Origin of the sequence: Corynebacterium lizhenjunii (assembly GCF_011038655.2) — a bacterium.
GTDB classification, from domain to species: Bacteria; Actinomycetota; Actinomycetes; order Mycobacteriales; family Mycobacteriaceae; genus Corynebacterium; species Corynebacterium lizhenjunii.
Genome location: NZ_CP064954.1, coordinates 1,637,007 through 1,661,674, shown reverse-complemented (window position 1 = coordinate 1,661,674; position 24,668 = coordinate 1,637,007). Strand labels below are relative to the sequence as shown.

The window sequence follows — 24,668 nt, the reverse complement described above, 5'->3', positions numbered from 1 at the left end:
TTAGACTTGGGTCCCACATTGCAGCGCATGACCCGCGCTTTTCTTGGAGGTGGACTTCGCCGCCAAGAAAGTAATCAATTTATGTTTGGAGTTATTTTGTCCCTGCGCACCCCTGCACGTCCTGTCATCGCCGCACTGGCGCTCGCCCTACCTTTAGGTCTGGCGGCCTGCGGCAGCGGCGATGAAGAGAATTCTGCAGCGTCTTCGACTGTGAAGACTACTTCCGCAAAGGCCTCCACCTCGGCGGCGCCCACGTCTTCGGAGAAGCCTTCTGAGGACAAGCCGGAGGAACAAGAGGAGAAGAAGGAAGAAGACAAGAAGGAAGAAACAAAGGAGCCGGAGCAGCCGCAACAGGCTCCGCAAACCTTGGTCAACCCCTTCGAAGGCCAGCCGCAGGCGCCGGCAGAAGGCTTTGCCCCCATCGAGGGCGGCCAAGACGACCCGGCCGTCAAGGAGGCAATCACCGGCCTGGTCAACGGCCTCTACGCACAGCAGACCATTGGTGACTTCGGCCGCTACATGCTGGACTCCACGTGCCAACGCGTGCTGGCCCAGCAGCCTCCGGTACCGATGACTGAGCTGGACCAGTTTAACAACGTTCCGATTACCCAGATGACCCCGGAATGGGGCAAGTTTGGCTTGGAGAGTGTGAGCGATGTCAGCGCTAATGGCGACGAGGCCTCCGCAACCGTGACCACCCGCAACCCCAATGGTATCGAGTCGGCCACCATGATCTTCGCCAATGAAGGTGGTCGGTGGAAGATGTGCTCGCCGGTGCAGCCTTAAACGGTTAAGTAGTGCCACGCGTGTCCGTATACGCCGCTGCGTGGCGTGCGCCTGTGGCAGGGCCTCGAGATGTTGATCTTGGGGCCCTACTTTTGTGTGCAGATGTGGCGAAGAAGAAGCAGTAGAGAAGAAGCGGTGAAGAAGTCTCTGGGAAAGGGGCAAGCATGTGGGCAATGAAGTCTGACACGCGGCGCAGCCTGGGTGCCGGGGCTGGAGTGTTGGCCTGCGCGCTCATAGCCTATAGTGCGGCCGGGGCGCTGTGGGGGTTGTGGCGCCCCGCCGTCAGCGGCCAGGCGGTGGGCGACGGCCACGTCAGCGTAGACACCGTGGCGGATGTCCAGTTTGCCTCCCTGGGAAGCTTTGCGCTGATAACGACTTTATTGGGCCTGGTGCTGGGAAGCCTGGCGTATGTGCGCGCGGGGGACCAGCGGGGCATCGGCATGCTGTTGTGGGTGGGCGTTGTAGCGCTGGCGGGGGCGGCGGCATTCTTTGTCTGTGGCGGTGCTACGGCCACTAGTGTTGCGCCAGATTCCGTCCAGCCTGGCCAAACTGTTAGTTGGGTGCCCGCGATGTCCCCGGGAGTGGCGTGGGTGTGCAGTTCTTTTGGCGCGATGTTGGCGTATTGGTCCGCCGCCTTTGTTAGTGCTGATAGCGACTGGGAAGCCCAGGGGCAAGGCCCCAGTACGCGGCAGGAAACCCTATCCGTATAGTATGAATGTGATTGTAAAGAATTAGCCGCGTGGGGTGGGCCCGCGCAGTTGAAGGAGTATTGCCGTGTCCGCACAGAATCCCTCTGCCGATACCGCCGCAACCCCGGACAGCCCTGCTGCTGCCGCGGGGCTGATGTCGCTGATCGACCTGCGCGGCCAGCATCTGACACCGGCCGCCATTCGCCGTGCCGTGCCGCGCGGGGGCACAGATGTCGCTGCGGTGCTGGCTACGGTGGCGCCGCTAGTGGACAAGGTCAAAGCCGGTGGGGCGCAGGCCGCCGTGGAGCTAGGGGAGCAGTTTGATGGGGTGCGTCCGGCCACGTTGCGGGTCCCAGCCCAGGAGCTTGCCCGGGCGGCCCAGGAGCTGGACCCGCAGGTGCGTGCAGCCATGGACGCCGCGATTGCCCGGGTGCGGGCGGTGCACACGGAGCAAAAGCCGTCCTCCCACACCACCACCTTGGCCCCGGGGGCCAGCGTCACGGAGGTCTTCTTGCCGGTAGAGCGCGTGGGACTCTACGTGCCGGGAGGCAAGGCGGTGTATCCGTCCTCGGTGATTATGAACGCGGTTCCCGCGCAGGCTGCCGGAGCGCGCTCCCTGGTGGTGGCCAGCCCGCCGCAGCGGGAGTTCGGCGGCCTGCCGCACCCGACCATCTTGGCGGCGTGCCACATCCTGGGCATCGAGGAGGTGTGGGCCGTGGGCGGTGCGCAAGCGATTGCCCTGCTGGCCTATGGCGATGACGCCGCCACGGAGCTGACTGGCGGCCAGCCGGTGGAGCCGGTGGATATGATCACGGGCCCGGGCAATATCTTTGTCACCGCCGCTAAGCGCCTGGTGCGCGGGGTGGTGGGAACGGACGCAGAGGCCGGCCCCACGGAGATTGCTATTGTGGCCGATGACTCCGCCAACCCAGAGTTTGTGGCTTATGATCTGATTTCCCAGGCCGAGCATGACCCCATGGCGGCCTCCGTACTCATTACGGATTCCGCAGAGCTTGCCGATGCCACCCGGGCCCAGGTCAGCCGTTTGTATCCGGTGACTGCCAATGCCGAGCGCGCCGCCGAGGCCCTGGGTGGACGTCAGTCGGGCATCATTGTGGTCGATGACTTGGATGCCGCTATCCGCGTGGCGGATGCCTATGCTGCTGAGCACTTAGAGATTCACACCCGCAATGCCCGAGAGATCGCCCAGCGCATTCGCCATGCGGGCGCCATTTTTGTGGGGGAGTACTCCCCGGTGCCGCTGGGCGATTATGCGGCCGGTTCCAACCATGTGCTTCCCACGTCTGGCACCGCGCGCTTTAGCGCCGGCCTGTCTACGCACACCTTTCTGCGCCCGGTCAACCTGATTGAGTATGACCGGCAGGCTCTAGCAGACATTGCCCCACATATCATCGCTTTTGCTAATGCCGAGTCGCTGCCCGCGCATGGCGAAGCCATTCGGGCACGTTGCCAGAACCCCAACGTTACTGACTCCCAATCTCACTAGTTAAGGAGTGCTACATGGCTGAACTTGAAAGCTTGCCCCTGCGCCCGGAGTTGCGCGGCAAAAGTGCCTATGGCGCACCCCAACTGCAGGTGGCGAATCAGCTGAATACGAATGAGAACCCCTACCCGCCGTCGCCGGAGCTGATAGCGGACTTGGTGCGCGAGGTTGAGCGGGTGGCCAGCTCACTTAACCGCTACCCGGAGCGCGATGCCATGGAGCTGCGCCAGGAGCTGGCGCGCTATGTCAGCCGCCAGACCGGCGTGGAGGTTGGCGTGGAGAACCTGTGGGCTGCCAACGGTTCCAATGAGGTACTGCAGCAGTTGTTGCAAGCCTTCGGCGGGCCGGGGCGCAGCGCGCTGGGCTTTAGCCCGTCGTATTCCATGCACCCAATTCTGGCGGCTGGAACGCAGACGCAGTTCATCGATTGCCCCCGTGGTGCGGATTTTCGCATTGACATGAACGCCGCACTAGACGCGATTGCCCGCCACCGCCCGGACGTGGTCTTTATTACCACGCCCAATAATCCCACTGGGGACGTCACCAGTCTGGAAGACATCGAGGCCCTGGTAGAGGCCAGCCCCGGGATAGTGATAGTGGATGAAGCTTACGGAGAGTTTTCCCCGTCTGCCTCCGCGGTAAGCCTGGTGGCCAAGTACCCCACCAAGGTCGTGGTCTCGCGCACTATGTCTAAGGCCTTCGACTTCGCCGGCGGGCGGTTGGGCTATTTTGTGGCCGACCCCGCCTTCGTGGAGGCTGTCATGTTGGTGCGCCTGCCGTATCACCTGTCCGCGTTATCCCAGGCAGCGGCGTTGGTGGCGCTACGCCATAGCGAGGAGACCCTCCGGACCGTAGCGGCGCTGGCCACAGAGCGCGACCGTGTGGTAGCGAGCCTGCAGCAGCTGGGCTTCGAGGTAGTACCCAGCGAGTCCAACTTCGTTTTCTTCGGTCGCTTCGCTGACCAGCACGCGGTATGGCAGCGCTTCTTGGACCAAGAGGTGCTCATCCGGGACGTTTCCGTTCCCGGATACCTGCGCGTAACCATCGGCTTAGTGGCAGAGAACGATGCCTTCTTGGCAGCCGCGAGCCGGTGCACCGATAGCATCATGGGCCAGGACCAGTAAACCCAGGACCAGGGTATCCGGGCCCGGCGAGACCAGGCCCGGCGATACCAGGAACAGTAGAGGAGAACGCGGTTGAGCACACAACAACACCCAGGCGAGCGGGAGGCGACGGGGGCATCGGCAAGAATAGGCTCCCACCAGCGCCGAACCTCGGAGTCGAACATTGAAGTAGAGATCAATCTGGACGGCACCGGGAAATCTGACATTCGTACCCTTTTGCCTTTCTTTGACCACATGCTCACCGCCTTTGCCACCCACGGCTGCTTTGACCTGCGGGTGCGTGCCGATGGCGACATCGACGTCGACGCCCACCACACCGTCGAAGACACCGCGATCGTCCTGGGCAAGGCCTTCGCCCAAGCACTGGGCACCAAGGCGGGAATCACCCGCTTTGGCTCCCAACTGCTTCCCATGGATGAGGCGCTGGTGGAAGCCGTCGTAGACATCTCCGGCCGACCTTACTTCGTGATGAATGGCGAGCCGGAAAACCTGGAGTGGCAAATCATCGGCGGGCACTACGCCACCGTGATTAACCGCCACTTCTTCGAGACTTTCGCCGCCCATAGCGGGGTTACTCTCCACGTCAATGTGCGCTATGGTCGCGACCCCCACCACATTACGGAGGCCGAATACAAGGCCGTGGCGCGCGCCCTGCGCCATGCCGTTGCGCCCGACGGCCGGGTAGTTGGCATTCCTTCGACAAAGGGTGCACTCTAGTAGCTGTGCATTTTATGGTTATGATTCTGTTCCTGCTCGCCGGCCTGCTTGTCGGCGGGGCGTGGGCAGCGTATCAAAATGGCGCGAAGTACTGGACCTTAATCGCGGGCATCCTGGCCACGGTCACCCTCGGGGCGGCAGTGGCGTGGATGGTCAGCGCATCCGGTTTGGTCTAGAACCAGCGCCTAGAACCTGGCTCCCAGGCCTGGAGCTGCGGCTAGGGATTGACCTTTAAGACTGGTCGTGGCCCCTATGCTGGGCTTGGAAGCAGCGACGTTAGGCCGGTGTTGAGCAAGAATACGGAGGAAAGTGGTGGCGCAAGAGTTTCGGCTGTGGTCAATTAACGGTTACACGGAAACAATGGTGGCCATGACCGCTGCCTTTGGCGCCTGGTCGTTGCTCCTGCCGTTGCTGCCGCTGGCCGTTCTTGACCATGGGGGCTCTGCCGGGCTAGCCGGCGCCACCACCGGAATTTTTATGGCCGCTACGGTGGTCACTCAGATTCTGACCCCCTGGCTGCTGCGACGCTGGGGTTACCGGCCGGTCATGGCGGTCTCTGCCGCCATGCTTGGCGTGCCGGCTCTGGGACACCTGCTGGGCATGGAACCTGGCCTGGTGCTGCTGTTCTGCGCGCTGCGGGGGGTGGGTTTCGGCGCTCTTACTGTGGCGCAATCCGCCATGATCGCAGAACTTGTCCCGCTGCGCTACTTGGGTAAAGCCACTGGCACTATGGGCGTGTTCGTGGGGTTGTCGCAGATGCTCTTCCTCCCAGCCGGGCTGTGGATCCAGGGCCAGTGGAGCTACGACGCCGCCTACATTACGGCTGCGTGCATGGGCGCGCTAGGAATGGTGATGTGCGTGCGCTTGCCCTCCATCAAGCCCGCCCCGGCGCAGGGGCGGAGCAAGACCGCGGCGGTAGAAGACCGCGCCACCCCGGCGGAGGATCCCGCGCCACCCCGGCGGGCGGCGACGTGGAAGCTGGTGCTGGTGCCAGCACTGTCGGTGACCACGCTGTCGATGAGTTACGGGCTCATCGCCTCCTTCTTGCCGGCCTCGGTGCGCGAGATTGATCCGGTGACTGGCGCTGTGCTGGGTGGCATCATGTTGTCTGTCGTTGGCGGGGCGGCGATGGTCTTTCGCTATTTTGCCGGTATGGTTGCGGACCGCACCGGCAAACCTGGGTTGTTGTCCATCCCCTCGCAGCTGGTGGCGTTTTCCGGTCTGGCGCTGATGGCGGGCACCATGGCCTACCACTGGCACGTAGGCTGGCTGGTTGTGGCCGCGGTCCTTTTTGGTGGCGCGTTCGGCATCATTCAAAATGAGGCCCTGCTATCAATGTTTTCGCGCCTGCCGCGGGAGAATGTCTCCGAGGCCTCCGCTGTGTGGAACATTTTCTACGACGCCGGGACAGGGCTGGGCTCTGTCCTCCTGGCGGGGTTGGTCACTGCGGCTGGCTACGCCACGGCCTACGGTGCAGGCGCGCTTATCATCCTGGCTGGCGTGGTGATGACGGGCCTGGACTTCTACCTGGGGGCGCACCGCATTGCGGAGCATGACAATATCAAGACACGTCTACAGCGAATGCGTAAGGTATAAACCATGATTTCACACGTTGCCCTTTTGGATTATGGGGCAGGCAACCTCCGTTCGGCTCAGCGCGCGCTGGAACGGGTAGGGGCGCAGGTTACCATTACTGCGGATCCTCTCATTGCTGCGGAGGCCGATGGCTTGCTGGTTCCCGGGGTGGGCGCTTTCGCGGCGTGCATGCAGGGATTGGAATCTGTGGGCGGCCCGGACATAATCGCGCAGCGGGTGGCAACACAGCGCCCGGTGCTGGGCATTTGCGTGGGTATGCAGGTGCTTTTTGAATCCGGCACTGAGCACGGCACGCAGGCGGCCGGTTGCGGCCAGTGGCCGGGTGTGGTTGAGCGCCTTCAGGCCCCTGTGCTGCCGCACATGGGGTGGAACACGGTAGACATCGCTCCAGGCAGCCTTATGTTTGCTGGCCTGCCTGCAGATGAGCGCTTCTACTTTGTGCATTCCTACGGGGTGCGCCAGTTCCAGCTTGAGTCTGCCGATACCCCCGTCCCCGCCGTCTCCTGGACCAGTTACGGTGGGGACCGCTGTGTTGCAGCTGTGGAGCACGCGGCGCTGTGGGCTACCCAGTTCCATCCAGAAAAATCTGGCGATGCCGGTGCAGCCTTGCTGCGCAACTGGTTGCAGGCCTTCTAACTGCGGGCAGCGCGCCGCCCGCCCCTTTTGGACCGAATAAGGATTTAAGCCAATGACTTTTGAACTCATTCCCGCCGTTGACGTGGTAGACGGCCATGCCGTGCGTCTGGACCAAGGCCTAGCCGGGACAGAAAAATCTTATGGGGACCCCTTGGCTGCTGCGCTGAAGTGGCAAGAGCAAGGGGCAACCTGGCTGCACTTTGTGGATTTGGATGCGGCCTTTAATCGCGGTTCCAACCACGAGCTGATGGCAGACATCGCCCGGCAGGTGGACTTGCATGTGGAGCTAACCGGGGGTATTCGTGATGATGCCTCGCTGCGTCGTGCCCTGGATACCGGCGCCCGCCGGGTCAACATCGGCACCGCTGCATTGGAGAATCCCGAATGGATCGCGCAGGTGCTGGCGCAGTACCCGGAGGCAGTGGCCGTGGACTTGGCCGTGCGCCTCGAAGACGGGCACTGGCGCACCAAGGGCAATGGCTGGGTCTCCGATGGTGGGGACCTCTGGGAGGTCCTAGAACGCCTAGACGCTGCAGGCTGTCAGCGTTTTGTGGTCACCGACGTGACCAAAGACGGTACGCTCACGGGCCCGAATGTGGACCTGCTGCGCGAGGTCGCAGCGGCCACCGAGGCTAAAATCACCGCCTCCGGCGGCATTTCCTCCATCGCGGATCTATGCGAGCTAGCCCGTTATGCCAACGAAGGCATCGACTCCGCGATCATTGGCAAAGCCCTCTATGAACAACGTTTTACCTTGCCGGACGCTCTGGCCGCCGTGGCAGCAGTTGAGCCCCTGCCGGTCGAAGAGGCGTTGTAGATGCACACGCCAGGTGCGCTCCTCGCTGTCGCCGAGGCGGCAGTAGACGAGGTTGAGCCCCTCTTTATCCAGGGGCTAGGGGCCCCACCGGCCCAGCAAAAAAGTGGCGGTGGGTTTGTCACCCAGGTGGATTGGGCCATCGAGCAGCGTCTGCGCACCGCGCTGACCCAATTCACCGGAATTGCCGTCTACGGTGAGGAATTCGGCGGCAACCTGTGCCAGGACACCGTGTGGGTAGTTGACCCGATCGACGGCACTGCCAACTATTCCGCCGGAAACCCCCTCTGCGGGATTCTGGTTTCACTGCTCCACCGCGGGCAGCCGGTGGTGGCGGTGGCCAGTTTTCCGCTGCTTGGCCGCCGCGTCGCTGCAGCCGAAGGAGGGGTGTTGCGCAGCCACGGCGCAGTTGCTCCCGCCAGCGCCACCACCCAGGGCGGTGTTGCTCCCGCGGGCGCCACCACCCAGGGCGGTGTTGCCGCCGCCAGCGCCATCAGGCACGTCGGCTGCTCTACCCACCTGAGCCCACAAAATTATGCCAACTTGCTGTCTACCGGCCTGCGCCCCCGCATGACCGGATCCGTGGGGGTAGACACCGCCTTCGTTGCCCAAGGTGTGTTTGCCGGGGCGGTCAACTATTCTGCCCACCCTTGGGACAATGCCGCCGGTGCCCTGCTGGTGCGTGCGGCCGGGGGCACGGCGACGGACCCGGAGGGAAGGCAGTGGACGGCGGCATCGGCAGGCTTAGTAGTGGGCACCCCTGAGGTACATGCCACCTTGCTGGCGGCCTTGCAGGAACAATCGGAAGAAGAGGACTAACCATGGCACTAGCAGTGCGCGTAATCCCTTGCCTGGACGTAGACCACGGCCGGGTGGTCAAGGGAGTCAATTTTGAGAACTTGCGCGATGCCGGCGACCCGGTGGAACTGGCGCAGCGCTACGACCAGCTTGGCGCAGACGAGCTGACCTTCCTGGATGTTAGCGCCTCCAAGGACAACAGGGGGACCATGCTCGACGTGGTGCGCCGGACTGCTGACCAGGTGTTTATTCCCCTGACCGTAGGCGGCGGGGTGCGCAGCGCGGAGGATGTCCGCGCACTGCTGCGCGCCGGGGCAGACAAGGTCTCGGTCAACTCGGCGGCCATAGCGCGCCCGGAACTGCTGCGCGAGCTTGCAGATGTCTTCGGCTCCCAATGCATCGTGCTCTCAGTTGACGCGCGCCGCAACACGGAGCAACCCTCCGGGTTTGAGGTGACCACCCATGGTGGCACCCGCTCGGCGGGCATGGATGCCATCGAGTGGGCGCGGCGCGGCCAGGAGCTGGGCGTGGGCGAAATCCTGCTCAATTCCATGGATGGCGATGGCACCAAGCAAGGCTTTGACCTGGAACTCATCGCCGCAGTGCGCGCGGCAGTGGACGTACCGGTCATCGCCTCCGGCGGGGCAGGTGCTCCCGAGCATTTCCCGCCGGCTATCGCAGCTGGCGCGGATGCCGTGCTGGCGGCGTCCATTTTCCACTTCGGCGAAGTAGAGCTGGCCGATGTCAAAGACGCCCTCGCCGCCGCCGGTCACGAGGTGCGCCAATGAGTCCCTCCATACCCGGACAGCCGGACACCTTCGAGCTAGACGCCGCTATAGCCGGCCGCCTCAAACTCAACGACGCCGGACTGCTGCCCGCGGTGGTGCAGTCCACCGAGGGCGAAGTCCTGATGCTGGCGTGGATGGACACTCACGCTCTGGCGCACACGCTGGCCACGCGTCAGGCCACGTATTTCTCGCGCTCCCGCAACGAATACTGGATCAAGGGCGCAACCTCCGGCCACACCCAACGGGTAGAGTCTGTAGCCCTGGACTGCGATGGCGACACTATCTTGCTGGTAGTCACCCAGACCGGCGGGGCGTGCCACACCGGGGACCGCACCTGTTTTGACGCCGATATTCTGCTAGCCGCCGAGACACCGCAGGGGAGCAACCACCATGGGTAGAAAGTACGGGCCCGCGTGCATGACCTTGGCGGCCCTGGGGTTGTGGGCGGCCTCGCGCATGACTTGGGTGCACGCCACCGTTGACGATGACAAATCCGGCACCGCTACCTATGACCTCACCGGGAGCACCTGGGCGCTGGAGTCCACCGCAGTTGCACTGCTGTTGCTTGCCGGCGCATTGGCGGGGTTAGCGTTGCGCCGCGGGGCCCGGCGGGGCATTGGCGTCGCCGTGGCCCTGGCGGCAGCCGGCGTGGCCTGGCGCCCCGTGGCCCTGCTGACCTACGGCGCTGACCTTGACCGCACGCAGCAGCTGCTGCATTCCGCCGGGGATAACACCACCGCGGTGGGCGCAGAGTCCATTTCTAGCTGGGCGCAAGTCACTGCCGCCGATGCCACCGTGACAGGACCGGCACTGGCCATCGCAGCAGCTGCCGTGGCGTTATTCGGTGCCATGTTGCTGGCGATGCGCCCCGGCCAAGACTCTGCGCGTTCAACGCGCTATGAGACCAAAGCTGTGCGCGCCGATAAACTACAGCAGGAGCTGCGTGAAAGCCCCAACTCCGGCCGCGTGCTCTGGGACGCCCTCGACGAGGACATCGACCCCACCGACCCCCGCGCCTAGCCTGCCGATACCCCGTCCCTCACCGTCTGCCGCCCGCTCACTCTTGCTTCGTGTAGCCCGAGTTACGACATTGGGGTGTGATTAAGTTAACCCTTGACACGTTGGCCTGGGGGTTTGCTTTTTGTGGGCCGGAATTTTCCGCACTAAGGGGGTAGGTGGCGGGGTTGGCTGTAGTGTGATCTTTTATGAGTCCCTACATCCGTACTGTCACCACTGCTTCTGGGGCCGTGGCTGTCCAGGTGGTCTTGAGTGAACGTGGGGGCAAAAAGTCGATGAAGCATATCGGCTCTGCTCACGATGACAATGAACTGGCACTGCTTAAAGCGCAAGCTCAGCGCGTTATTGATGGCGATCAGCTCGCCTTGGATTTAGGCCTTGATCAACGTGCTAGGCCTTCGGCAACCGGCTCAAAGGACAACCCGTTGCCGGTGAGCTCCCAGAAAGCTGGGGTTCTCCTTGACTGCATTGATGCCTGCTATCAGCAGCTGGGCTTAGATGTTGCTACCGGTGACAATCGTGTCTTTTTGGATTTGGTACGCGCTCGTATCATTTCACCGGGCTCGAAGCTGGACTCGATAGAAACCCTGGCTGACGTCGGTGTTCAAAGCGTTAACTATCGCACTATCCAGCGACATCTTCCGCACTTTGCTACTGAATCCTTCCGCGAAATCCTCACTCAGGCGCTAGCGTCTCAAGCCAGCATCGGTACAGGTAGCTTCATCTTGTACGACGTGACCACACTCTACTTTGAAACTGATACACCAGATGACCTGCGTAAATCAGGATTTTCTAAAGAACGCCGGGTTGAACCGCAGATCTTAGTAGGCCTGCTTACCGATGCTGCAGGCTTTCCTTTACACATTGGGGCTTACGAAGGCAACCAAGCCGAAACACAGACAATGCTGCCAATGATCCGGGCCTTTCAGGCCGCCTATAATATCGACCAGGTAACTGTCGTTGCTGACGCGGGCATGTTTTCTGCCGACAATAAGACCGCCCTTGTCGAAGCCGGGCTTGACTACATCCTGTCAACAAAAGTCCCCCGTATTCCCGAAGTCATTGCACAGTGGAGAATCGATCACCCCGACGAAGACTATGCACACGGGCAAATATGGTCCCAGCCTTCCTACACGCATGGGCGTAGCTCGAAGTTGAAAAAGCCAGACTCCGTGACGCATTTCCATTACTCGCACGACCGGGCCCGGCGTAGCCTACGAGGAATCGACGAGCAGTTAGCCAAGGCTGCCCGGGCCGTAGAAGGCAAAGTCGCCATCAAACGTAATCGCTACGTTGATCTGAAAGCTCCGAACAAGAAGGTCAACTACGAATTAGCAGCCAAACATAGGTCCCTAGCTGGGATTAAAGGCTACGAGACGACCCTGACATCACTGTGAGGCGTCCTGGGGGTGTGAGAGTGCACGAGCTAAATAGGAGATAATGGGGCCCATGGGCACTATGAGGTTTGATCAAGAGACCAAGGACCGTGCGCTGCGCTTGTACTACGAGGCGGTTGCCGAGGAGGGCGCGACGAAGATTGGGGCGCGCCGCAAGATCGGTGGGATGCTGGATATCAACCCGGCGACACTGAATAACTGGATCCTGAAAGCCGAGAAGGAAGCAGCGGCTTCCTCGCTTGCTGCCGAGCAGGACAAGGACGCCGAGATTGCCCGGTTGCGCAAGGAAGTCAAGCAGCTGACAGAGGCCAACGAGATCTTGAGGTTGGCCTCGGCTTTTTTCGCCCAGGCGGAGCTCGACCGCAAACAAAAATAGTCGTGGAGTTTCTCCATGCTCACCGGCACCTTTATTCCATCGAGCGGATGTGCCAGGTCCTCAACGAGCATCAGTACCAGATTTCTCCTGCTACCTATTACCGGTATCAGGCACGAAATTTCGGTCCTACCGATGCCGAGCTTGACGAAGCATACGAGGCAAACCGGCTCTACGACCTGTGGGTTGCTAATCGGCGGGTCTACGGGCGTCGCAAGCTGTGGAAGGCAGCCAAGCGGGCTGGATGGGACATTGGTCGGGAGAAAGTCAATCGCTTGATGACCCTGTTGGGCATTAGTGGTGTGCTGCGGCGTAAATCCACGCGCACGACAGTGGCCAACCCGAACAATCCCCGGTTTGCCGATCACTGCAAACGAGCCTGGGAAAGCGTAGAACGCCCGGATCAGTGGTGGGTGGCAGATTTTACCTATGTCTACACCAAGCAGGGCTTTTGCTACGTTGCGTTTGTCACCGACGTGTATTCGCGCAGGATACTGGGCTATAGCGTTGCCGAGTCAAAGACCACTGAGTTTATCCTCAGCGCGCTGCGCCAAGCTATTAGCCTTCGCAGCCGCGAAGACCCAAACTTTAGCCCGGTAGGAGTCATCCATCATTCGGATGCAGGCTCGCAGTACACCAGTGCCGAGCTGCGCGGGCTCATAGCCCGGGAAGGAATGACTGGTTCTATCGGAACTGTCGGCGATGCCTACGACAACGGGCTTATGGAGTCCACCATTGGCCTGTATAAGAGTGAGGAGATTGATTTCGAAGGCCGTAAGTGGAGCAACTGGCAGGAAGTCGAAGCAGCCACCGCGAGCTGGGTGAGTTGGTACAACACCGACCGACTACACGGATCCATTGACTACATTCCACCAAAGGAACACGAAATGTGGTACCGTCTCACCAATCCCAACAGGGAGCAATCAGAAGCCCAAGCGGCTTAAACACCCACTCTCACAATCCCGGGGCGAGTCACTGCCACCACAACAGGTGCTGGCGACATACAGACACCTGCTCAACATTGAAAAATCATTCCGTATGTCGAAATCTGACCTCAAAGCCCGCCCAGTCTATGCGAGAACACAAGACTCGATCAACGCCCACCTCAATATCGTCATGGCTGCACTAGCGATAAGCAAAATGATCGAAACAGCAACCGGCAAAAGCATCAAGCGTGTCGTGAGAACCCTCAAAAAGCACCGAACAATCGAATTGACCCTCAACGGCACCACCATTCACGCCGCCACACCACTGCCACCGGAAACCCAACAACTCGTCGACGCAATCATTGAACCCCGAATTCCGCACTAAAATGTCGTAACTCGGGTGCCGCCGATGCCACCGTGACAGGACCGGCACTGGCCATCGCAGCAGCTGCCGTGGCGTTATTCGGTGCCATTTTGCTGGCGATGCGCCCCGGCCAAGACTCTGCGCGTTCAACGCGCTATGAGACCAAAGCTGTGCGCGCCGATAAACTTCAGCAGGAGCTGCGTGAAAGCCCCAACTCCGGCCGCGTGCTCTGGGACGCCCTCGACGAGGACATCGACCCCACCGACCCCCGCGCCTAGCCTGCCGATACCCCGTCCCTCACCGTCTGCCGCCCGCTCACTCTTGCTTCGTGTAGGTGTGCTCGCACCTGTAGCCCCTTCCGCGCGTTTTTGGTCGTCGCGGTTGGGGCTGTGTGCTTTCCGATGCCGCCAGCTTCCTGCCGCCCGCCGGTGCCTGCCATCTGGCAAGAGGACGCATACCTTCCGGCTGGTCCGCTTGCTGGCCTCTAGCTGGTCTGCTGGCGGCTAGCTTTCCGGTGGCGGTGTTGCCTGGTGGTGGGCTTCCGGTGGCGGTGTTGCCTGGTGATGGGCTTCCGGTGGCGGTGGTGCCTGGTGTTGGGCTTGCGGTGGTGGTGTTGCTTGGTGATGGGCTTGCGGTGGGGAGTCGGTGGGTGTGGCTGATGGCGGTGCCGCTATGGGTCGGGTTTGTGTTGGTGGGGCGCCACCGGGTGCTTGCCATCCGACCCCGGTACCCATTCGTACTATCCGGCCTCGGGTTATCGGGATGCCATCTGGTGGGTGGTCCTCATTAGCACCGTTATGATGCGGACACAACGGGGTCAGATTCGACATATTGGTTTGACCACCTTGGTTCCAGGGGTGGATGTGGTGGATCTGGCACTTATCAAACGGCAAGTGACAGCCCACCCAGGAGCATTCTGCACCCTCGGCGAGTAGCAAGAGGCGTTGCTTAGAGTTAGCGGTACGCGAGTAGCGGTACAAGTCCAATGGGCCGTGTTCGCGGGAGAGGGCTGCGATAAACCCATAGTCCAGACACAGGCGTTCCAGGAGGTCTTTGCCGGTGAGGATGGCGCCGTTGGAGGCGCGGACGCGGATATCGGCATCGGTGGGATAGCGGCCGGGGTTGTGCATCCGGTCGACGAACTCACAAATCTGATCAATGTAGATGGGAATGATCGGGATGTAGCGTTGTTTGCCAGCCCCTGTGCCCCTAAAGGCTGCCAGGAAGCTTTCTACTTGGTCTTGCGGGTCTACCACAGCGTGGACATCCATAATGTCGACAGATTTGCCTGTGGCTTTGAGCGTGGCTAGCCCATTGGCGTGGTGGGTGAGTTTTACGCCTTCTTTAACCTCGCGCGGCTTGGCTAGTTTCTTTAGCTGTTCCCGGGCAACGGCCTCGATTTGTGCGGCAGGCGTCTTGCAGAGTTTGACGCGTAGTTTCCATTTGGCGAGCTTGTCGGCAACTCGCCTGGTTTTGGACTCGATGAAGTCTAAGGCTTCAGCAGAATGCCCTTGGGTGCGGGCAGCGGTTAGGGCTTTGTATTGCAAGCCGGTAAATGAGGTCTGTCCGTAGTAGGTGTTATACAGCGTGACGTACTTGCGTGCGACAAACGGGCACAGCCCGTTTGCCGTGAGGTCTTCGACGCTGTGGCCGGCGAAACCAGCTAGTGCGTCGATGACGGGGCCTTGGCCCGCAAGTAGTGTCTCGAAGTTCATGCCACCGAGAATAAACACTCTCGCGAGACGTTCGCAAGGGTTATCGGAAAATTGTCCACTCGAGTGTGCAATGAGGGTAAACTTTGGGACGATTTACCGATGGTAATGGGGGCACCCACACGGGGGTAGCGCAACCCAGACGGGGTAGCGCGGTTGCGGCGCACAATCCGGATTTCGGTCGGGATGTCGGCGCCGGGTCGTGGAGTCAGGTCACGCGTAGGCGCCAGCCGGTAGCGATGGCAGTCGGGGTGTTGGCGGCAGGTCTCGGAGACAGGTCACGTGTAGGGCCGGGGGTGGGATATGCCGGTTCGGTTGCAGGCGGCGGGAGGTGCGCCGGGTGCGGGCGCTGGGTGAGGGGAGGGGGCATCGGCAAGCTTGGGCAGCGTGGATGGGGGAGAATAGGGGGAAGAATTTCGCGGGCAATGGCGTGGACCACTACGCTGTGGGAAACAGTGGCGCGGACAGTTGGCGCAGGGAGACAGTGATGAACACGCAGCCTCGGGCACCCCGGTCAATCCTGGTAGACAGGATTGTTGCTGGCGTGCGTGAGGACGTCGCGGCGCGGGAGGCACTGGTCAGCTTCGCGGACATCAAGGCGCGTTCGCGCTCCTCCCCGCCACCCCGTGACGCGCTGGCGGCCTTGCTGGCCCCGGGGTGCTCGGTTATTGCGGAGCTCAAGCGGGCAGTGCCGTACCGTGGGGAAATTACCGGTTGGGGCTCCCCGCAGGAGTGGGGGAGGTTTGCCCAGCAGCTAGAAGATGTGGGTGTGGGGTTGTTGGCAGTGCAGACTCAGCCGCGGCGGTTTCGGGGCTCAATGGTGGACATGGCGGTGGCACGGGCGGCGACGAATCTGCCCATGATGTGCCGGGACATCATTGTGGACCCCTATCAGATTCACGAGGCCCGCTGCTACGGCGCCGATATCGTCCCCCTGCAAGTCGAGCTATTGGACCATGCGCGGCTGGTTTCGCTGCTGGATAGGATTGAGTCGCTGGGAATGACTGCGCTGTTGGAGGTGCGTACCCCGAAGGAGGCGGACCGGGCGCTAGGAGCGGGGGCGTCGGTGATTGGGATTAACGCGTGGTCTTTGGCTTCGGATGAGTTGTATCGGCATGTGTTTGGTCGTATTGTGCCGGGGTTGCCGGAGACGTGCGTGCGCATAGCTGCCGGTGGGGTGGAGAGTTCCCGCAATGTTTTTGATTATGCCTCGCAGGGGGCGGATGCTGTGCTGGTGGGCGAGTCTATTTTGACCGCCACGGATCCTTTGGGTTCGGCGCGTCGGTTGGTCGCCACGGGGAGGCATCCGTCGTGCCCGTCACGTAAGCAGGGGTAAATCCTGCGCGCGAGGCGCGTCTTTGGCAGACTCAAGGGGTGCAGATTTATCACCTGGCTAATATCCCTTCCCCGCCGCAGGGCGTGTGGCATCTTGGTCCCGTGCCTATTCGGGCGTATGCGCTGTGCATTGTTGTGGGCATTATCTTTGCGCTGTGGCTGACGTTGCGGCGTTATCGCGCGATGGGCGGCAACCCGGACACGGTGTGGGATGCTGCGATTGTGATTATCCCTGCGGGGATTATTGGCGGGCGGGCCTACCATGTGCTCACAGACTATGACAAGTACTTTTGCGCCGAGTGTCATCCGGTGGATGTGTTCAAGGTGAGTAATGGTGGGCTGGGCATTTGGGGCGCGGTTGCGCTGGGATTGTTGGCCATGTGGGTGTTGTTCAGGATTAAGGGCGTGCCGCTGGGCCCGTTTGCCGATGCCGTCGCGCCCGGCCTGGTGGCCGCGCAGGCGATTGGCCGCCTGGGCAACTGGTTTAACCAGGAGCTTTATGGCCGCGAGACCACGGTGCCGTGGGCCTTGGACATCTATTATCGTGTGGATGAGGCCGGCCGATTTGCTCCCATGACGGGGCGGTCCACGGGGGAGGTTGTTGCCAGCGTGCACCCCACGTTCTTGTATGAGCTGCTGTGGAACCTGGCGGTGTGTGGGTTCCTCTTGTGGGCGCATAAGCGGTGGTCGTTGGGTCATGGCCGGGTTTTTGCCCTGTACGTGGTGGCGTATACGGCGGGGCGTTTTGTGGTGGAGAATCTGCGTGCCGATGAGGCCACGATGGTCTTCGACATGCGCATTAACGTCCTGGTAGCGGTGGTGTTGTGTGCGGTGGCGTTGGTGGTGTTCTTCCGGTTGCCGCGCGGCCAGGAGTCTCCGGCTGAGGTTGACCCGAAGTTTGCCGCCCGGGCGGGTGCTTAGCTTGCCGATGCCCCGTTAACCTTTCCGGTTTCCTGTGCTTCGGGGGACCGGTTCTTTTTGTTTGTGCCCGATGTAGCTGGCGGGGCGTTGGGCGGTGTGGGCCACAGTTTGAGCCGCAATGGTGGCCGGAGGGGTAAAAGACGAGTAGTTTGGAATCCGGTAAGTCCTCGAAGAAAGTAGAAGGTCGGATAGACGATGCTGGACAGAAGAACGAAGATTGTGTGCACCCTGGGCCCGGCGGTGGCTAGCCAGGAGGGCATCTTGCGCTTGGTGCAAGACGGCATGGATGTGGCGCGTTTGAATATGTCGCACGGCGACCACGTGGACCACGAGCGCAACTATGCCTGGGTGCGCGAGGCAACTGATGCAACTGGCCGCGCCGTGGGCGTTTTGGCTGACTTGCAGGGGCCGAAGATTCGTTTGGGGCGCTTTATTAATACGCAGGAGTTCTGGGCGGAAGGCGAGATTGTGCGCATTACCGTCGAGGACGTCGAGGGCACCCATGACCGGGTTTCTACTACCTATAAGAACCTCGCCCAGGATGCTAAGCCGGGAGATCGCCTTCTCATCGACGATGGCAAGGTGGCCGTGGTGTGCAAGGAAGTAGACGGCCCTGATGTGGTCTGTGAGGTCGTTGAAGGCGGCCCGGTGTCCAATAACAAGGGCGTTTCTTTGCCGGGGATGGATATTTCGGTCCCGGCGCTATCGGATAAGGACATCGCGGATTTGCGCTTTGCGCTCAAGCTGGGCGTGGACATGGTGGCGCTGTCCTTCGTGCGTTCCCCCGCGGATGTGGATTTGGTGCACGCCATTATGGATGAGGAAGGCCGCCGCGTTCCGGTTATTGCGAAGCTGGAAAAGCCTGAGGCTGTAGACGCGCTGGAGTCGATTGTGTTGGCTTTCGATGCCATTATGATCGCCCGCGGCGACTTGGGTGTTGAGGTGCCGCTGGAGCAGGTGCCGCTGTTCCAGAAGCGCGCTATTCAGATTGCGCGTGAAAACGCCAAGCCGGTGATTGTGGCCACCCAGATGTTGGACTCCATGATCACTAACTTGCGTCCGACTCGTGCGGAGGCATCCGATGTGGCCAATGCCGTGGTTGACGGCGCGGACGCAGTCATGCTGTCTGGGGAGACTTCCGTGGGCATTGACCCGCACAACGTGGTACGAACCATGGCCCGTATTGTGCGCAGCGCTGAATCCGGCGGACAGGTCCCGCCCTTGTCGCACGTGCCGCGCACCAAGCGCGGTGTGGTGTCGTATTCCGCGCGCGATATTGCCGAGCGCCTCAATGCCAAGGCCATCGTGGCGTTTACGTCTTCTGGCGATACCGCCAAGCGCGTCGCACGCCTGCACTCGCGCCTGCCGCTGCTGGCGTTTACGCCTTTCCCTGCAGTGCGTTCTCAGTTGGCGCTGACCTGGGGCGCGCAGACCTTCTTGAGCCCGGATGTTGATTCCACGGATGATATGATCCGGGCCGTGGACGAGGCCCTGCTGAGCATGGAGGAATACGACGAGGGCGACTTGATTGTCCTCATCGCCGGTACTCCGCCGGGAATCTCCGGCAACACGAACATGGTGCAGGTTCATACCCTGGGCCAGACGCAGCGCCCTAGCGCCTAGCGGCCCGCCAGGTGGGCGGACGCAGGCCCGCCCGGCGGGCGAGCGGATCCGCCTATTTGGCAGCGCCAGCGGGGAGAGGCGCCAGTTAACCGGGCGCCGTTCGGGCGCCGCAGCACCTCCTGGCTAGCCGCCGGTGGGCGCTAGCGGGTGGAGCTTGCGCCCGCGATGGGGGCGGGTTCTATCTTCCAGACGTCGCGGGCGTAGTCAGCGATGGTGCGATCGGAAGAAAAGCGCCCGGAGTAGCAGATATTGAGCCACGCCTTGCGCGCCCAGCCGCGGGGGTCGTCCACGTAGTCCTGCGCCATGCGGTCGCGCGCTTCGCGGTAGGCGGCGAAATCACCCAGGACGTAGTACTGGTCTTGGGCGTGTTCGCCCTGGCCGTCTAGCAAGCTGGAGCGCACATCCCCGAAGATGCCAGTGTTTTCGTGCCCCAGCAACCCGCTGGTGAGGGCATCGAGGACGCGCGCTAAACCAGGCACGGTGTCATAGAGGTGGCCGGGGTTGTAGTCGGCGCGCAACTGGGGCAGCTGCTCTACGCGGGCGCCGAAGATATAGGCGTTGTCCTCGCCAACGGCATCGACAATCTCTACGTTGGCGCCATCCATGGTTCCCAGGGTCAGCGCGCCGTTCATCATGAATTTCATGTTGGACGTGCCGGAGGCCTCCTTGCCCGCGACAGAGATCTGCTCGGAGACGTCAGCGGCGGGAATAATGCGCTCCGCAGGGGAGACATTGTAGTTTTCCACAAAGACCACCCGGATGATGTCCTTGGTGGCGGGGTCATTGTTCACCAGTTCGGCGATGGTGTTGATGAGCTTGATTATCTCCTTAGCGCGCACATAACCCGGCGCCGCCTTCGCGCCAAAGATGAAGGTGCGGGCCGGCACCTCCTCGCCATCTTCTTTAATGCGGAAGTACAGATCCAGGATGTAGAGGGCATTGAGCAATTGCCGCTTGTACTCGTGCAGGCGCTTGATTTGCACGTCGAAGATGGAATCAGGATTGACCTCAGCGCCCTGGTAGTCCTTAATCCAGGCGGCAAAGTCCTGCTTGTTGCGGTGCTTGAGCGCCATCAGGTCATCGAGCACCTGCTCATCGTCTGCCAAGTGCGCCAGCTCGCTTAAAGAGGTCAGGTCGGTGACCCACTCATCGGAGCCGGAAAGCTGTGTCAGCAGCTGCGCCAGGCGGGGGTTGCACATCTTCAACCAGCGCCGCGGCGTGACACCGTTGGTCTTGTTGTTGAACTTCTCCGGCCAGAGTTCATGCCACTGGGAGAGGGTTTCCGCCTTGATAATCTCCGTGTGCAGCGCCGCCACGCCATTGATGGAGTATGCCGCATAGCAGGCAATCCACGCCATGTGTACCTGCCCGCCGGAGACCGGTGCCATGTAGTCAATCCGGCCCTGGTCCAGTCCACGTTCGGCCATCTCCAGGCGGAAACGCCGGTCGATTTCTTCCACAATCTCCCAAATACGCCAGAAGAGCTTCTGGAAAATGGAAACCTCCCAGCTTTCCAGGGCCTCGGCAAGCACGGTGTGGTTGGTGTAGGCAAAGGTCTCCCGCACCACTGCCCAGGAGTCCTCCCAGCCCAGTCCGTGGACGTCCATGAGCAAGCGCATGAGCTCCGGGATGGCCAGCACCGGGTGGGTGTCATTGAGCTGAATGGAGTTATAGGCGGCAAAGCCGCGCAGATCCTTGCCGTGGTGGGCCAGATAGTTGTCGATCATCTGCTGCAGGGAGGCGGACACGAAGAAGTATTGCTGGCGCACGCGCAACACTTTGCCCTCATAGGTGGTGTCGTTCGGGTAGAGCACGCGGCAGATGTCCATGACTCGCTCGCGCTCGACGATGGCGTCGGTGAAGCGTTGCGAGTTGAAGGCATCATAATCAAACTCCTCGATGGGCTCCGACTTCCACAGGCGCAGCGTGCCCACGTTATCGGTGCCATAGCCAGTAATTGGCATATCGTAGGGGATAGCCCGGACATCCAGGTCATCGAAGTGTACCCGGCGCTGGTCCGTGGCGCGGCGGATGACAAAGTCATAGCCGTTTTCCATCCAGGAGTCCGGTTCTTCCTTTTGGTGGCCGTTGTCGAAGGACTGGCGGAAGAGTCCATAGCGGTAGAGCAGGCCGTAGCCGGTGACAGGGTAGTCCTGGGTCACGGCCGAATCCAGGAAGCACGCCGCTAGGCGGCCCAGGCCGCCATTGCCCAGTGCGGCGTCGTGTTCGGCTTCGAGGACATCGGCCAGCTCGCGGCCACCGGCGCGGGCACCCGCAACGGCATCATCAACCAGGTCCAAGTTGGTTAGGTTATTGAGCAGCGCGCGGCCTTGGAGGAACTCGGCGGAAAAATAGTGCTGCTGCCGGGTGGCGGCGTAGGTGCGGCGAGTAGCCTCCCAGCGCTCGGCGATGGTGTCCACCACGGTGGCAGCCAGGCCGGACCAGAACTTGCGATTGCTGGCTGCCTGAGGGCCAACGCCACTAGCGGCGCGGACGTGGCCGGGGATGGCGGCGCTAAACGCCGAATGCGATGTAGGCGTTGTTGTAGGCGTTGTTCCAGCAGAGGCTGGGCGGGAAGAAGCTGCAGATGACATTGAATCCTCACGGTCGGTGTAACACAGTCACTCCACAGCTTAATGTGCACCCGCGCTGCTTAGGGGGTGCGGGGCTGGGTTGCGTGCAAAAAGCTCAGCGTCGCTGCGGCCGCGGCCCGCGTGCTGGCGGCCACCGTGGGTGCGTAGTCCGGTAGGAAGTCAGCCTGGTGGTTAACCGGTGGATTATCCAGGCGGTGTTCCGGGGTAGAGCCCACCAACCAAAAGTAATAGGGCACGCCCCACGCCTGAGGCAGGTAGCAAAAGTCCTCGGATGCGGTAGCGGGTACGGCAGGAACGCAGTCTGTCCCAAAGACTTCTACAAAGACGGGGGCCAGCCTGGCGTGGGCTTGCGGGTCATTGTCGGTGACCTCGCCGTGGGCAAAGTACTCAAAGGTGGGCTCGCCAGGGCTTGCCGATGCCGCGCATTCCGCCCGCACCATCCGTTCCAGGCTGGCATACACCCTCTGGGCCAAGGCCGGGTCATAGTAGCGGGTATTGAGCACCAGCTCTGCGGAATCGGGGATGATGTTGTTTTTGTCCCCCGCGTGTAGTTCGCCTACGGAGATGACAAAGAAGTCGCTCGGGGCTACCTCCCGGCCCACGATCGCCTGCAGGCGCACCACTACCATGGCGGCAATGAAGGTCGGGTCGATCGAATTATGCGGCATGGACGCGTGCGCGGAGCGCCCCGGGATTCGGATGCGCAGCGAATCGCAACCAGCCAGGATCGGGCCCGGGGCAATCTGGACCTGCCCAGCAGGTCCAGGCATGACGTGTTGGCCCAAGCAGACGTCGGGGCGGGGAACGCGGTCAACGAGGGAATCGGCAAGCATGGTTTTGGCACCATCGGAGGTCTCTTCCGCAGGCTGGAATAGCGCCAGGAAGGTGCCGGACCAGTGCTCGCGGGCGGCATCGAGAAGTGCACATGCTCCCAGCAAAGCGGTGGTGTGCATGTCATGGCCGCAGGCGTGCATGCACCCATTTGTGGCCGCAAAGTCTACGCCGGTGTCCTCGCGCACGGGCAACGCGTCGAAGTCGGCGCGGGTGAGCACCGTGGGGCCGGGGCCGTTGCGGAAGATTGCCACCAGTCCCGTGCCACCGATGGGGGAGACCACTTCGCAATCCATGCCTTCTAGCTGTTCGCGGATGCGCCTGGCAGTGCGCTGCTCCTGGTGGGAGAGCTCTGGGTGCTGGTGGAGGTCCTGGTAGAAGGCTTCCTGCCAGGATAAATCCGCCGTGGTGGAGTCCAGAATCTGGGCGATGTTTGCCGCAGAAAGTGGAGCAGAAAGGGGCGAGACGTGTGACATGTCTATCAACTCTAGACCCTCCGCGAGGACCATTAGGTAAGGTAAGCCTCATGCCAATTATTCAGTTTTGTGTTCTGGCGCCAGATGAGCAGGCCAGCCGCGTACAAGAGGTCTTTAGTACTGCCGTTAATAAGCTGGTGGACTCCGGCCAGTTGGGCAGTGCCCGCGTGGAGCTGGAGGCCAATCCCGCTTTGCCGGACGGTGTGGACGAGCAGCTGCGCCAGGTCTATCGCGATGAACACGAAGACCGCGACTTGGAGTTCGCCTCTGTCTACCGTTATGACATCTCTGTCGCTGGTGTCCAGGGCTCGGTCAACCAGCTCGCCATGGTGCTCTCGCGATTGTTGACCCCACACGCGGCGCTACCCAAGGATCACGTTTTGTTAGAGGATGAACGCGCCCACGAACGGCCCGCTATTTACCCGTGGACGCTTGATATTGTGCGATAACCGCTGCCGCTGCCGCGCGTAGTTGCTCCGGTAGGGGGCCGTGGCCGGACAGCTCCACGGCGGCTACGGCGTTGAGTTCCTCCGGGGCAGTGATCTCTCCGGCGATAAGTGCCAGGGGAACCTGGTGCTCGGCGGCTAGCTGAGCAAGCGTGCCCACCACCTTGCCGGTGAGCGATTGCTGGTCAAAGCGGCCCTCGCCGGTAATGAGCAGGTCTGCCTCGGCCAGGCGAGCGGGCAGCCCCAATGCCTGGGCGACGACCTGCGCGCCGGGTAGCACTCGTAGGTGGTCCTCATTGCCCCACAGTAAGCGCGAGAGCCAGGCCAGTCCCACCGGGATGCACCCGGCGGCGCCAAAGGAGGGGGTATCGGCAGAAATTCCCGTGCGTTGGCACAGATGTAGCATGGCGCCTGTGAGTAGCGCCAAGTCTTCGCGCGTGCAGCCCTTTTGTGGCCCGTACATCACGGCGGCTTCGGCAGGGGTGGCGCGAGTATCTGCTAGCAGCGTGTAATCCAGCGCAGCGGCCTTCATGTTGAGTTGCGCGGTGTCAAAGGTCTCGAGGCGCACCAGTGCGGCCCCGCCTTGGGGTAGGGCTAAGCCAGTTGCGTCATGCCCCGGCGCGCCCAGGGCGGTCAGGATGCCGGAGCCGCCGTCGATGGTGGCAGATCCGCCCAGGCCCAGGATGATGTGGGTTGCGCCTTTGGCTTCGGCATCGGCAATAAGTACACCTGTGCCGTAGCTATCTGCCTGCCGGGGGTTGAGCCGGTCTGCCACCGCGGGCAGGCCGGTGGCTGCGGCAACGTCAATGTAGGCGGTGTTGGCGGTGGTGTTGAGGTAGTAGGTGGCTTCGCTGAGCCTGCCGATGGCGTCGGTGACCGGCAGGGTAACGGCGAGGACCTCGGCGCCTGCCGCGGCGGCGGCATCGGCAAGCATTTGCGCTGTGCCTTCCCCGCCGTCGGCCATGGGGAGGGTGACCACGGTGGCATCGGGAAGACTGGCGCGCACTCCGGAGGCGATGCTGGCGGCGGCTTGCTGGGCGGTGGCGGTGCCTTTGAAGGAATCGGGGGCGACAAGAACGAGCATGGCTGACAGTATATGGACACCTTGGTTTCAAACGCCCTGCGGCATGCTCTTCTGGCTTCCCTGTTTTGCGGTGCGCGGGGTGCCGAAAAACCATGATTACCGATAGGGGTATAGAAA

Annotated in this window: 22 protein-coding genes and 3 pseudogenes; 21 read left to right on the top strand and 4 right to left on the bottom strand. The window is 61.9% G+C overall.

Annotated features, from left to right (window positions below; translation table 11 throughout):
- Nucleotides 1–81 precede the first annotated feature (81 nt).
- The 17 genes and pseudogenes from G7Y31_RS07835 to G7Y31_RS07755 form a co-directional block, all read left to right on the top strand.
- A complete protein-coding gene (locus G7Y31_RS07835) occupies nucleotides 82–786 on the top strand; it encodes a hypothetical protein (RefSeq protein ID WP_165010138.1) in 705 nt (234 codons plus the stop codon).
- A 173-nt stretch (nucleotides 787–959) separates the two neighbouring features.
- A complete protein-coding gene (locus G7Y31_RS07830; RefSeq protein WP_244977362.1) occupies nucleotides 960–1,496 on the top strand; it encodes a hypothetical protein in 537 nt (178 codons plus the stop codon).
- Nucleotides 1,497–1,626: 130 nt separating this feature from the next.
- A complete protein-coding gene (gene hisD, locus G7Y31_RS07825; protein WP_165010230.1) occupies nucleotides 1,627–2,982 on the top strand; it encodes a histidinol dehydrogenase in 1,356 nt (451 codons plus the stop codon).
- Nucleotides 2,983–2,996: 14 nt separating this feature from the next.
- Complete coding sequence (locus tag G7Y31_RS07820) at nucleotides 2,997–4,103, top strand: histidinol-phosphate transaminase (protein WP_165010136.1); 1,107 nt, start codon at nucleotides 2,997–2,999, stop codon at nucleotides 4,101–4,103.
- 72 nt (nucleotides 4,104–4,175) lie between these two features.
- Nucleotides 4,176–4,820 (top strand): imidazoleglycerol-phosphate dehydratase HisB, encoded by a 645-nt coding sequence (gene hisB, locus G7Y31_RS07815; protein ID WP_165010134.1) that lies wholly within the window; start codon nucleotides 4,176–4,178, stop codon nucleotides 4,818–4,820.
- A 5-nt stretch (nucleotides 4,821–4,825) separates the two neighbouring features.
- Nucleotides 4,826–4,996 (top strand): hypothetical protein, encoded by a 171-nt coding sequence (locus G7Y31_RS07810; protein WP_196823670.1) that lies wholly within the window; start codon nucleotides 4,826–4,828, stop codon nucleotides 4,994–4,996.
- A 184-nt stretch (nucleotides 4,997–5,180) separates the two neighbouring features.
- Nucleotides 5,181–6,416 (top strand): MFS transporter, encoded by a 1,236-nt coding sequence (locus G7Y31_RS07805; RefSeq protein WP_165010228.1) that lies wholly within the window; start codon nucleotides 5,181–5,183, stop codon nucleotides 6,414–6,416.
- A gap of 3 nt (nucleotides 6,417–6,419) precedes the next feature.
- On the top strand, nucleotides 6,420–7,052 hold the full coding sequence (gene hisH, locus G7Y31_RS07800; protein WP_165010132.1) for an imidazole glycerol phosphate synthase subunit HisH: 633 nt from the start codon (nucleotides 6,420–6,422) through the stop codon (nucleotides 7,050–7,052).
- A 52-nt stretch (nucleotides 7,053–7,104) separates the two neighbouring features.
- Nucleotides 7,105–7,869, top strand: a complete 765-nt coding sequence (gene priA / locus G7Y31_RS07795) for a bifunctional 1-(5-phosphoribosyl)-5-((5-phosphoribosylamino)methylideneamino)imidazole-4-carboxamide isomerase/phosphoribosylanthranilate isomerase PriA (protein WP_165010130.1) — start codon at nucleotides 7,105–7,107, stop codon at nucleotides 7,867–7,869.
- Entirely contained in the window at nucleotides 7,870–8,685 is an 816-nt protein-coding gene (locus G7Y31_RS07790) for an inositol monophosphatase family protein (protein WP_165010128.1), read from the top strand. It begins immediately after the preceding gene.
- Nucleotides 8,686–8,687: 2 nt separating this feature from the next.
- Nucleotides 8,688–9,452, top strand: coding sequence for an imidazole glycerol phosphate synthase subunit HisF (gene hisF, locus G7Y31_RS07785; protein WP_165010126.1), 765 nt, complete (start codon nucleotides 8,688–8,690; stop codon nucleotides 9,450–9,452).
- Nucleotides 9,449–9,850, top strand: coding sequence for a phosphoribosyl-AMP cyclohydrolase (gene hisI / locus G7Y31_RS07780; protein ID WP_165010124.1), 402 nt, complete (start codon nucleotides 9,449–9,451; stop codon nucleotides 9,848–9,850). Before hisF ends, hisI begins: the two co-directional genes overlap by 4 nt.
- Nucleotides 9,843–10,472, top strand: a complete 630-nt coding sequence (locus G7Y31_RS07775; RefSeq protein WP_165010122.1) for a TIGR02234 family membrane protein — start codon at nucleotides 9,843–9,845, stop codon at nucleotides 10,470–10,472. Before hisI ends, G7Y31_RS07775 begins: the two co-directional genes overlap by 8 nt.
- A gap of 185 nt (nucleotides 10,473–10,657) precedes the next feature.
- A pseudogene (locus G7Y31_RS07770) lies at nucleotides 10,658–11,863 on the top strand (IS1634 family transposase); the annotation flags it as partial.
- A 55-nt stretch (nucleotides 11,864–11,918) separates the two neighbouring features.
- A protein-coding gene (locus G7Y31_RS07765; protein ID WP_165011249.1) for an IS3 family transposase occupies nucleotides 11,919–13,183 on the top strand; the annotation gives its coding sequence in 2 pieces (ribosomal slippage) (nucleotides 11,919–12,201 and nucleotides 12,201–13,183; 1,266 coding nt in all).
- 46 nt (nucleotides 13,184–13,229) lie between these two features.
- Nucleotides 13,230–13,550: pseudogene (locus tag G7Y31_RS07760) on the top strand (IS1634 family transposase); the annotation flags it as partial.
- A gap of 29 nt (nucleotides 13,551–13,579) precedes the next feature.
- Nucleotides 13,580–13,807 (top strand): annotated as a pseudogene (locus G7Y31_RS07755) (Trp biosynthesis-associated membrane protein); the annotation flags it as partial.
- Nucleotides 13,808–14,032: 225 nt separating this feature from the next.
- Here G7Y31_RS07755 and G7Y31_RS07750 read toward each other — a convergent pair.
- The gene (locus tag G7Y31_RS07750; protein ID WP_165006917.1) at nucleotides 14,033–15,244 is read right to left on the bottom strand and encodes an HNH endonuclease signature motif containing protein; all 1,212 of its coding nucleotides are present in this window, start codon (nucleotides 15,242–15,244) and stop codon (nucleotides 14,033–14,035) included.
- 484 nt (nucleotides 15,245–15,728) lie between these two features.
- Here G7Y31_RS07750 and G7Y31_RS07745 point away from each other — a divergent pair, with 484 nt between their 5' ends.
- From G7Y31_RS07745 to pyk, 3 genes are all read left to right on the top strand, one after another.
- Nucleotides 15,729–16,577, top strand: a complete 849-nt coding sequence (locus G7Y31_RS07745) for an indole-3-glycerol phosphate synthase TrpC (protein ID WP_165006914.1) — start codon at nucleotides 15,729–15,731, stop codon at nucleotides 16,575–16,577.
- 38 nt (nucleotides 16,578–16,615) lie between these two features.
- Nucleotides 16,616–17,497: a prolipoprotein diacylglyceryl transferase gene (lgt, locus tag G7Y31_RS07740; RefSeq protein WP_165006912.1), complete on the top strand. Its 882-nt coding sequence runs from the start codon at nucleotides 16,616–16,618 to the stop codon at nucleotides 17,495–17,497.
- A gap of 198 nt (nucleotides 17,498–17,695) precedes the next feature.
- The gene (gene pyk / locus G7Y31_RS07735) at nucleotides 17,696–19,120 is read left to right on the top strand and encodes a pyruvate kinase (RefSeq protein ID WP_165007036.1); all 1,425 of its coding nucleotides are present in this window, start codon (nucleotides 17,696–17,698) and stop codon (nucleotides 19,118–19,120) included.
- Nucleotides 19,121–19,260: 140 nt separating this feature from the next.
- Here the strand turns inward: pyk and G7Y31_RS07730 are convergent, their stop codons facing one another.
- Entirely contained in the window at nucleotides 19,261–21,714 is a 2,454-nt protein-coding gene (locus tag G7Y31_RS07730; RefSeq protein ID WP_165006909.1) for a glycogen/starch/alpha-glucan phosphorylase, read from the bottom strand.
- 59 nt (nucleotides 21,715–21,773) lie between these two features.
- Nucleotides 21,774–23,021 (bottom strand): amidohydrolase, encoded by a 1,248-nt coding sequence (locus G7Y31_RS07725; protein ID WP_165006906.1) that lies wholly within the window; start codon nucleotides 23,019–23,021, stop codon nucleotides 21,774–21,776.
- Between the two features lie 50 nt (nucleotides 23,022–23,071).
- On the opposite strand from G7Y31_RS07725, the gene G7Y31_RS07720 reads away from it, so the two are divergent.
- Nucleotides 23,072–23,470: a hypothetical protein gene (locus G7Y31_RS07720; protein ID WP_165006902.1), complete on the top strand. Its 399-nt coding sequence runs from the start codon at nucleotides 23,072–23,074 to the stop codon at nucleotides 23,468–23,470.
- Here G7Y31_RS07720 and G7Y31_RS07715 read toward each other — a convergent pair.
- Nucleotides 23,436–24,551: a glycerate kinase gene (locus G7Y31_RS07715; RefSeq protein WP_165006899.1), complete on the bottom strand. Its 1,116-nt coding sequence runs from the start codon at nucleotides 24,549–24,551 to the stop codon at nucleotides 23,436–23,438. The genes G7Y31_RS07720 and G7Y31_RS07715 overlap by 35 nt on opposite strands.
- Between the last annotated feature and the right edge of the window lie 117 nt (nucleotides 24,552–24,668).

Bases quoted from the DNA above. Each gene is read 5' to 3' on its own strand.
- G7Y31_RS07835 (WP_165010138.1), top strand. From the start codon at position 82: ATGTTTGGAGTTATTTTGTCCCTGCGCACCCCTGCACGTCCTGTCATC.
- G7Y31_RS07830 (WP_244977362.1), top strand. From the start codon at position 960: ATGAAGTCTGACACGCGGCGCAGCCTGGGTGCCGGGGCTGGAGTGTTG.
- G7Y31_RS07820 (WP_165010136.1), top strand. From the start codon at position 2,997: ATGGCTGAACTTGAAAGCTTGCCCCTGCGCCCGGAGTTGCGCGGCAAA.
- G7Y31_RS07805 (WP_165010228.1), top strand. From the start codon at position 5,181: ATGGTGGCCATGACCGCTGCCTTTGGCGCCTGGTCGTTGCTCCTGCCG.
- hisH (WP_165010132.1), top strand. From the start codon at position 6,420: ATGATTTCACACGTTGCCCTTTTGGATTATGGGGCAGGCAACCTCCGT.
- priA (WP_165010130.1), top strand. From the start codon at position 7,105: ATGACTTTTGAACTCATTCCCGCCGTTGACGTGGTAGACGGCCATGCC.
- G7Y31_RS07790 (WP_165010128.1), top strand. From the start codon at position 7,870: ATGCACACGCCAGGTGCGCTCCTCGCTGTCGCCGAGGCGGCAGTAGAC.
- hisF (WP_165010126.1), top strand. From the start codon at position 8,688: ATGGCACTAGCAGTGCGCGTAATCCCTTGCCTGGACGTAGACCACGGC.
- hisI (WP_165010124.1), top strand. From the start codon at position 9,449: ATGAGTCCCTCCATACCCGGACAGCCGGACACCTTCGAGCTAGACGCC.
- G7Y31_RS07775 (WP_165010122.1), top strand. From the start codon at position 9,843: ATGGGTAGAAAGTACGGGCCCGCGTGCATGACCTTGGCGGCCCTGGGG.
- G7Y31_RS07750 (WP_165006917.1), bottom strand. From the start codon at position 15,244: ATGAACTTCGAGACACTACTTGCGGGCCAAGGCCCCGTCATCGACGCA.
- G7Y31_RS07745 (WP_165006914.1), top strand. From the start codon at position 15,729: ATGAACACGCAGCCTCGGGCACCCCGGTCAATCCTGGTAGACAGGATT.
- G7Y31_RS07730 (WP_165006909.1), bottom strand. From the start codon at position 21,714: ATGTCATCTGCAGCTTCTTCCCGCCCAGCCTCTGCTGGAACAACGCCT.
- G7Y31_RS07725 (WP_165006906.1), bottom strand. From the start codon at position 23,021: ATGTCACACGTCTCGCCCCTTTCTGCTCCACTTTCTGCGGCAAACATC.
- G7Y31_RS07720 (WP_165006902.1), top strand. From the start codon at position 23,072: ATGCCAATTATTCAGTTTTGTGTTCTGGCGCCAGATGAGCAGGCCAGC.
- G7Y31_RS07715 (WP_165006899.1), bottom strand. From the start codon at position 24,551: ATGCTCGTTCTTGTCGCCCCCGATTCCTTCAAAGGCACCGCCACCGCC.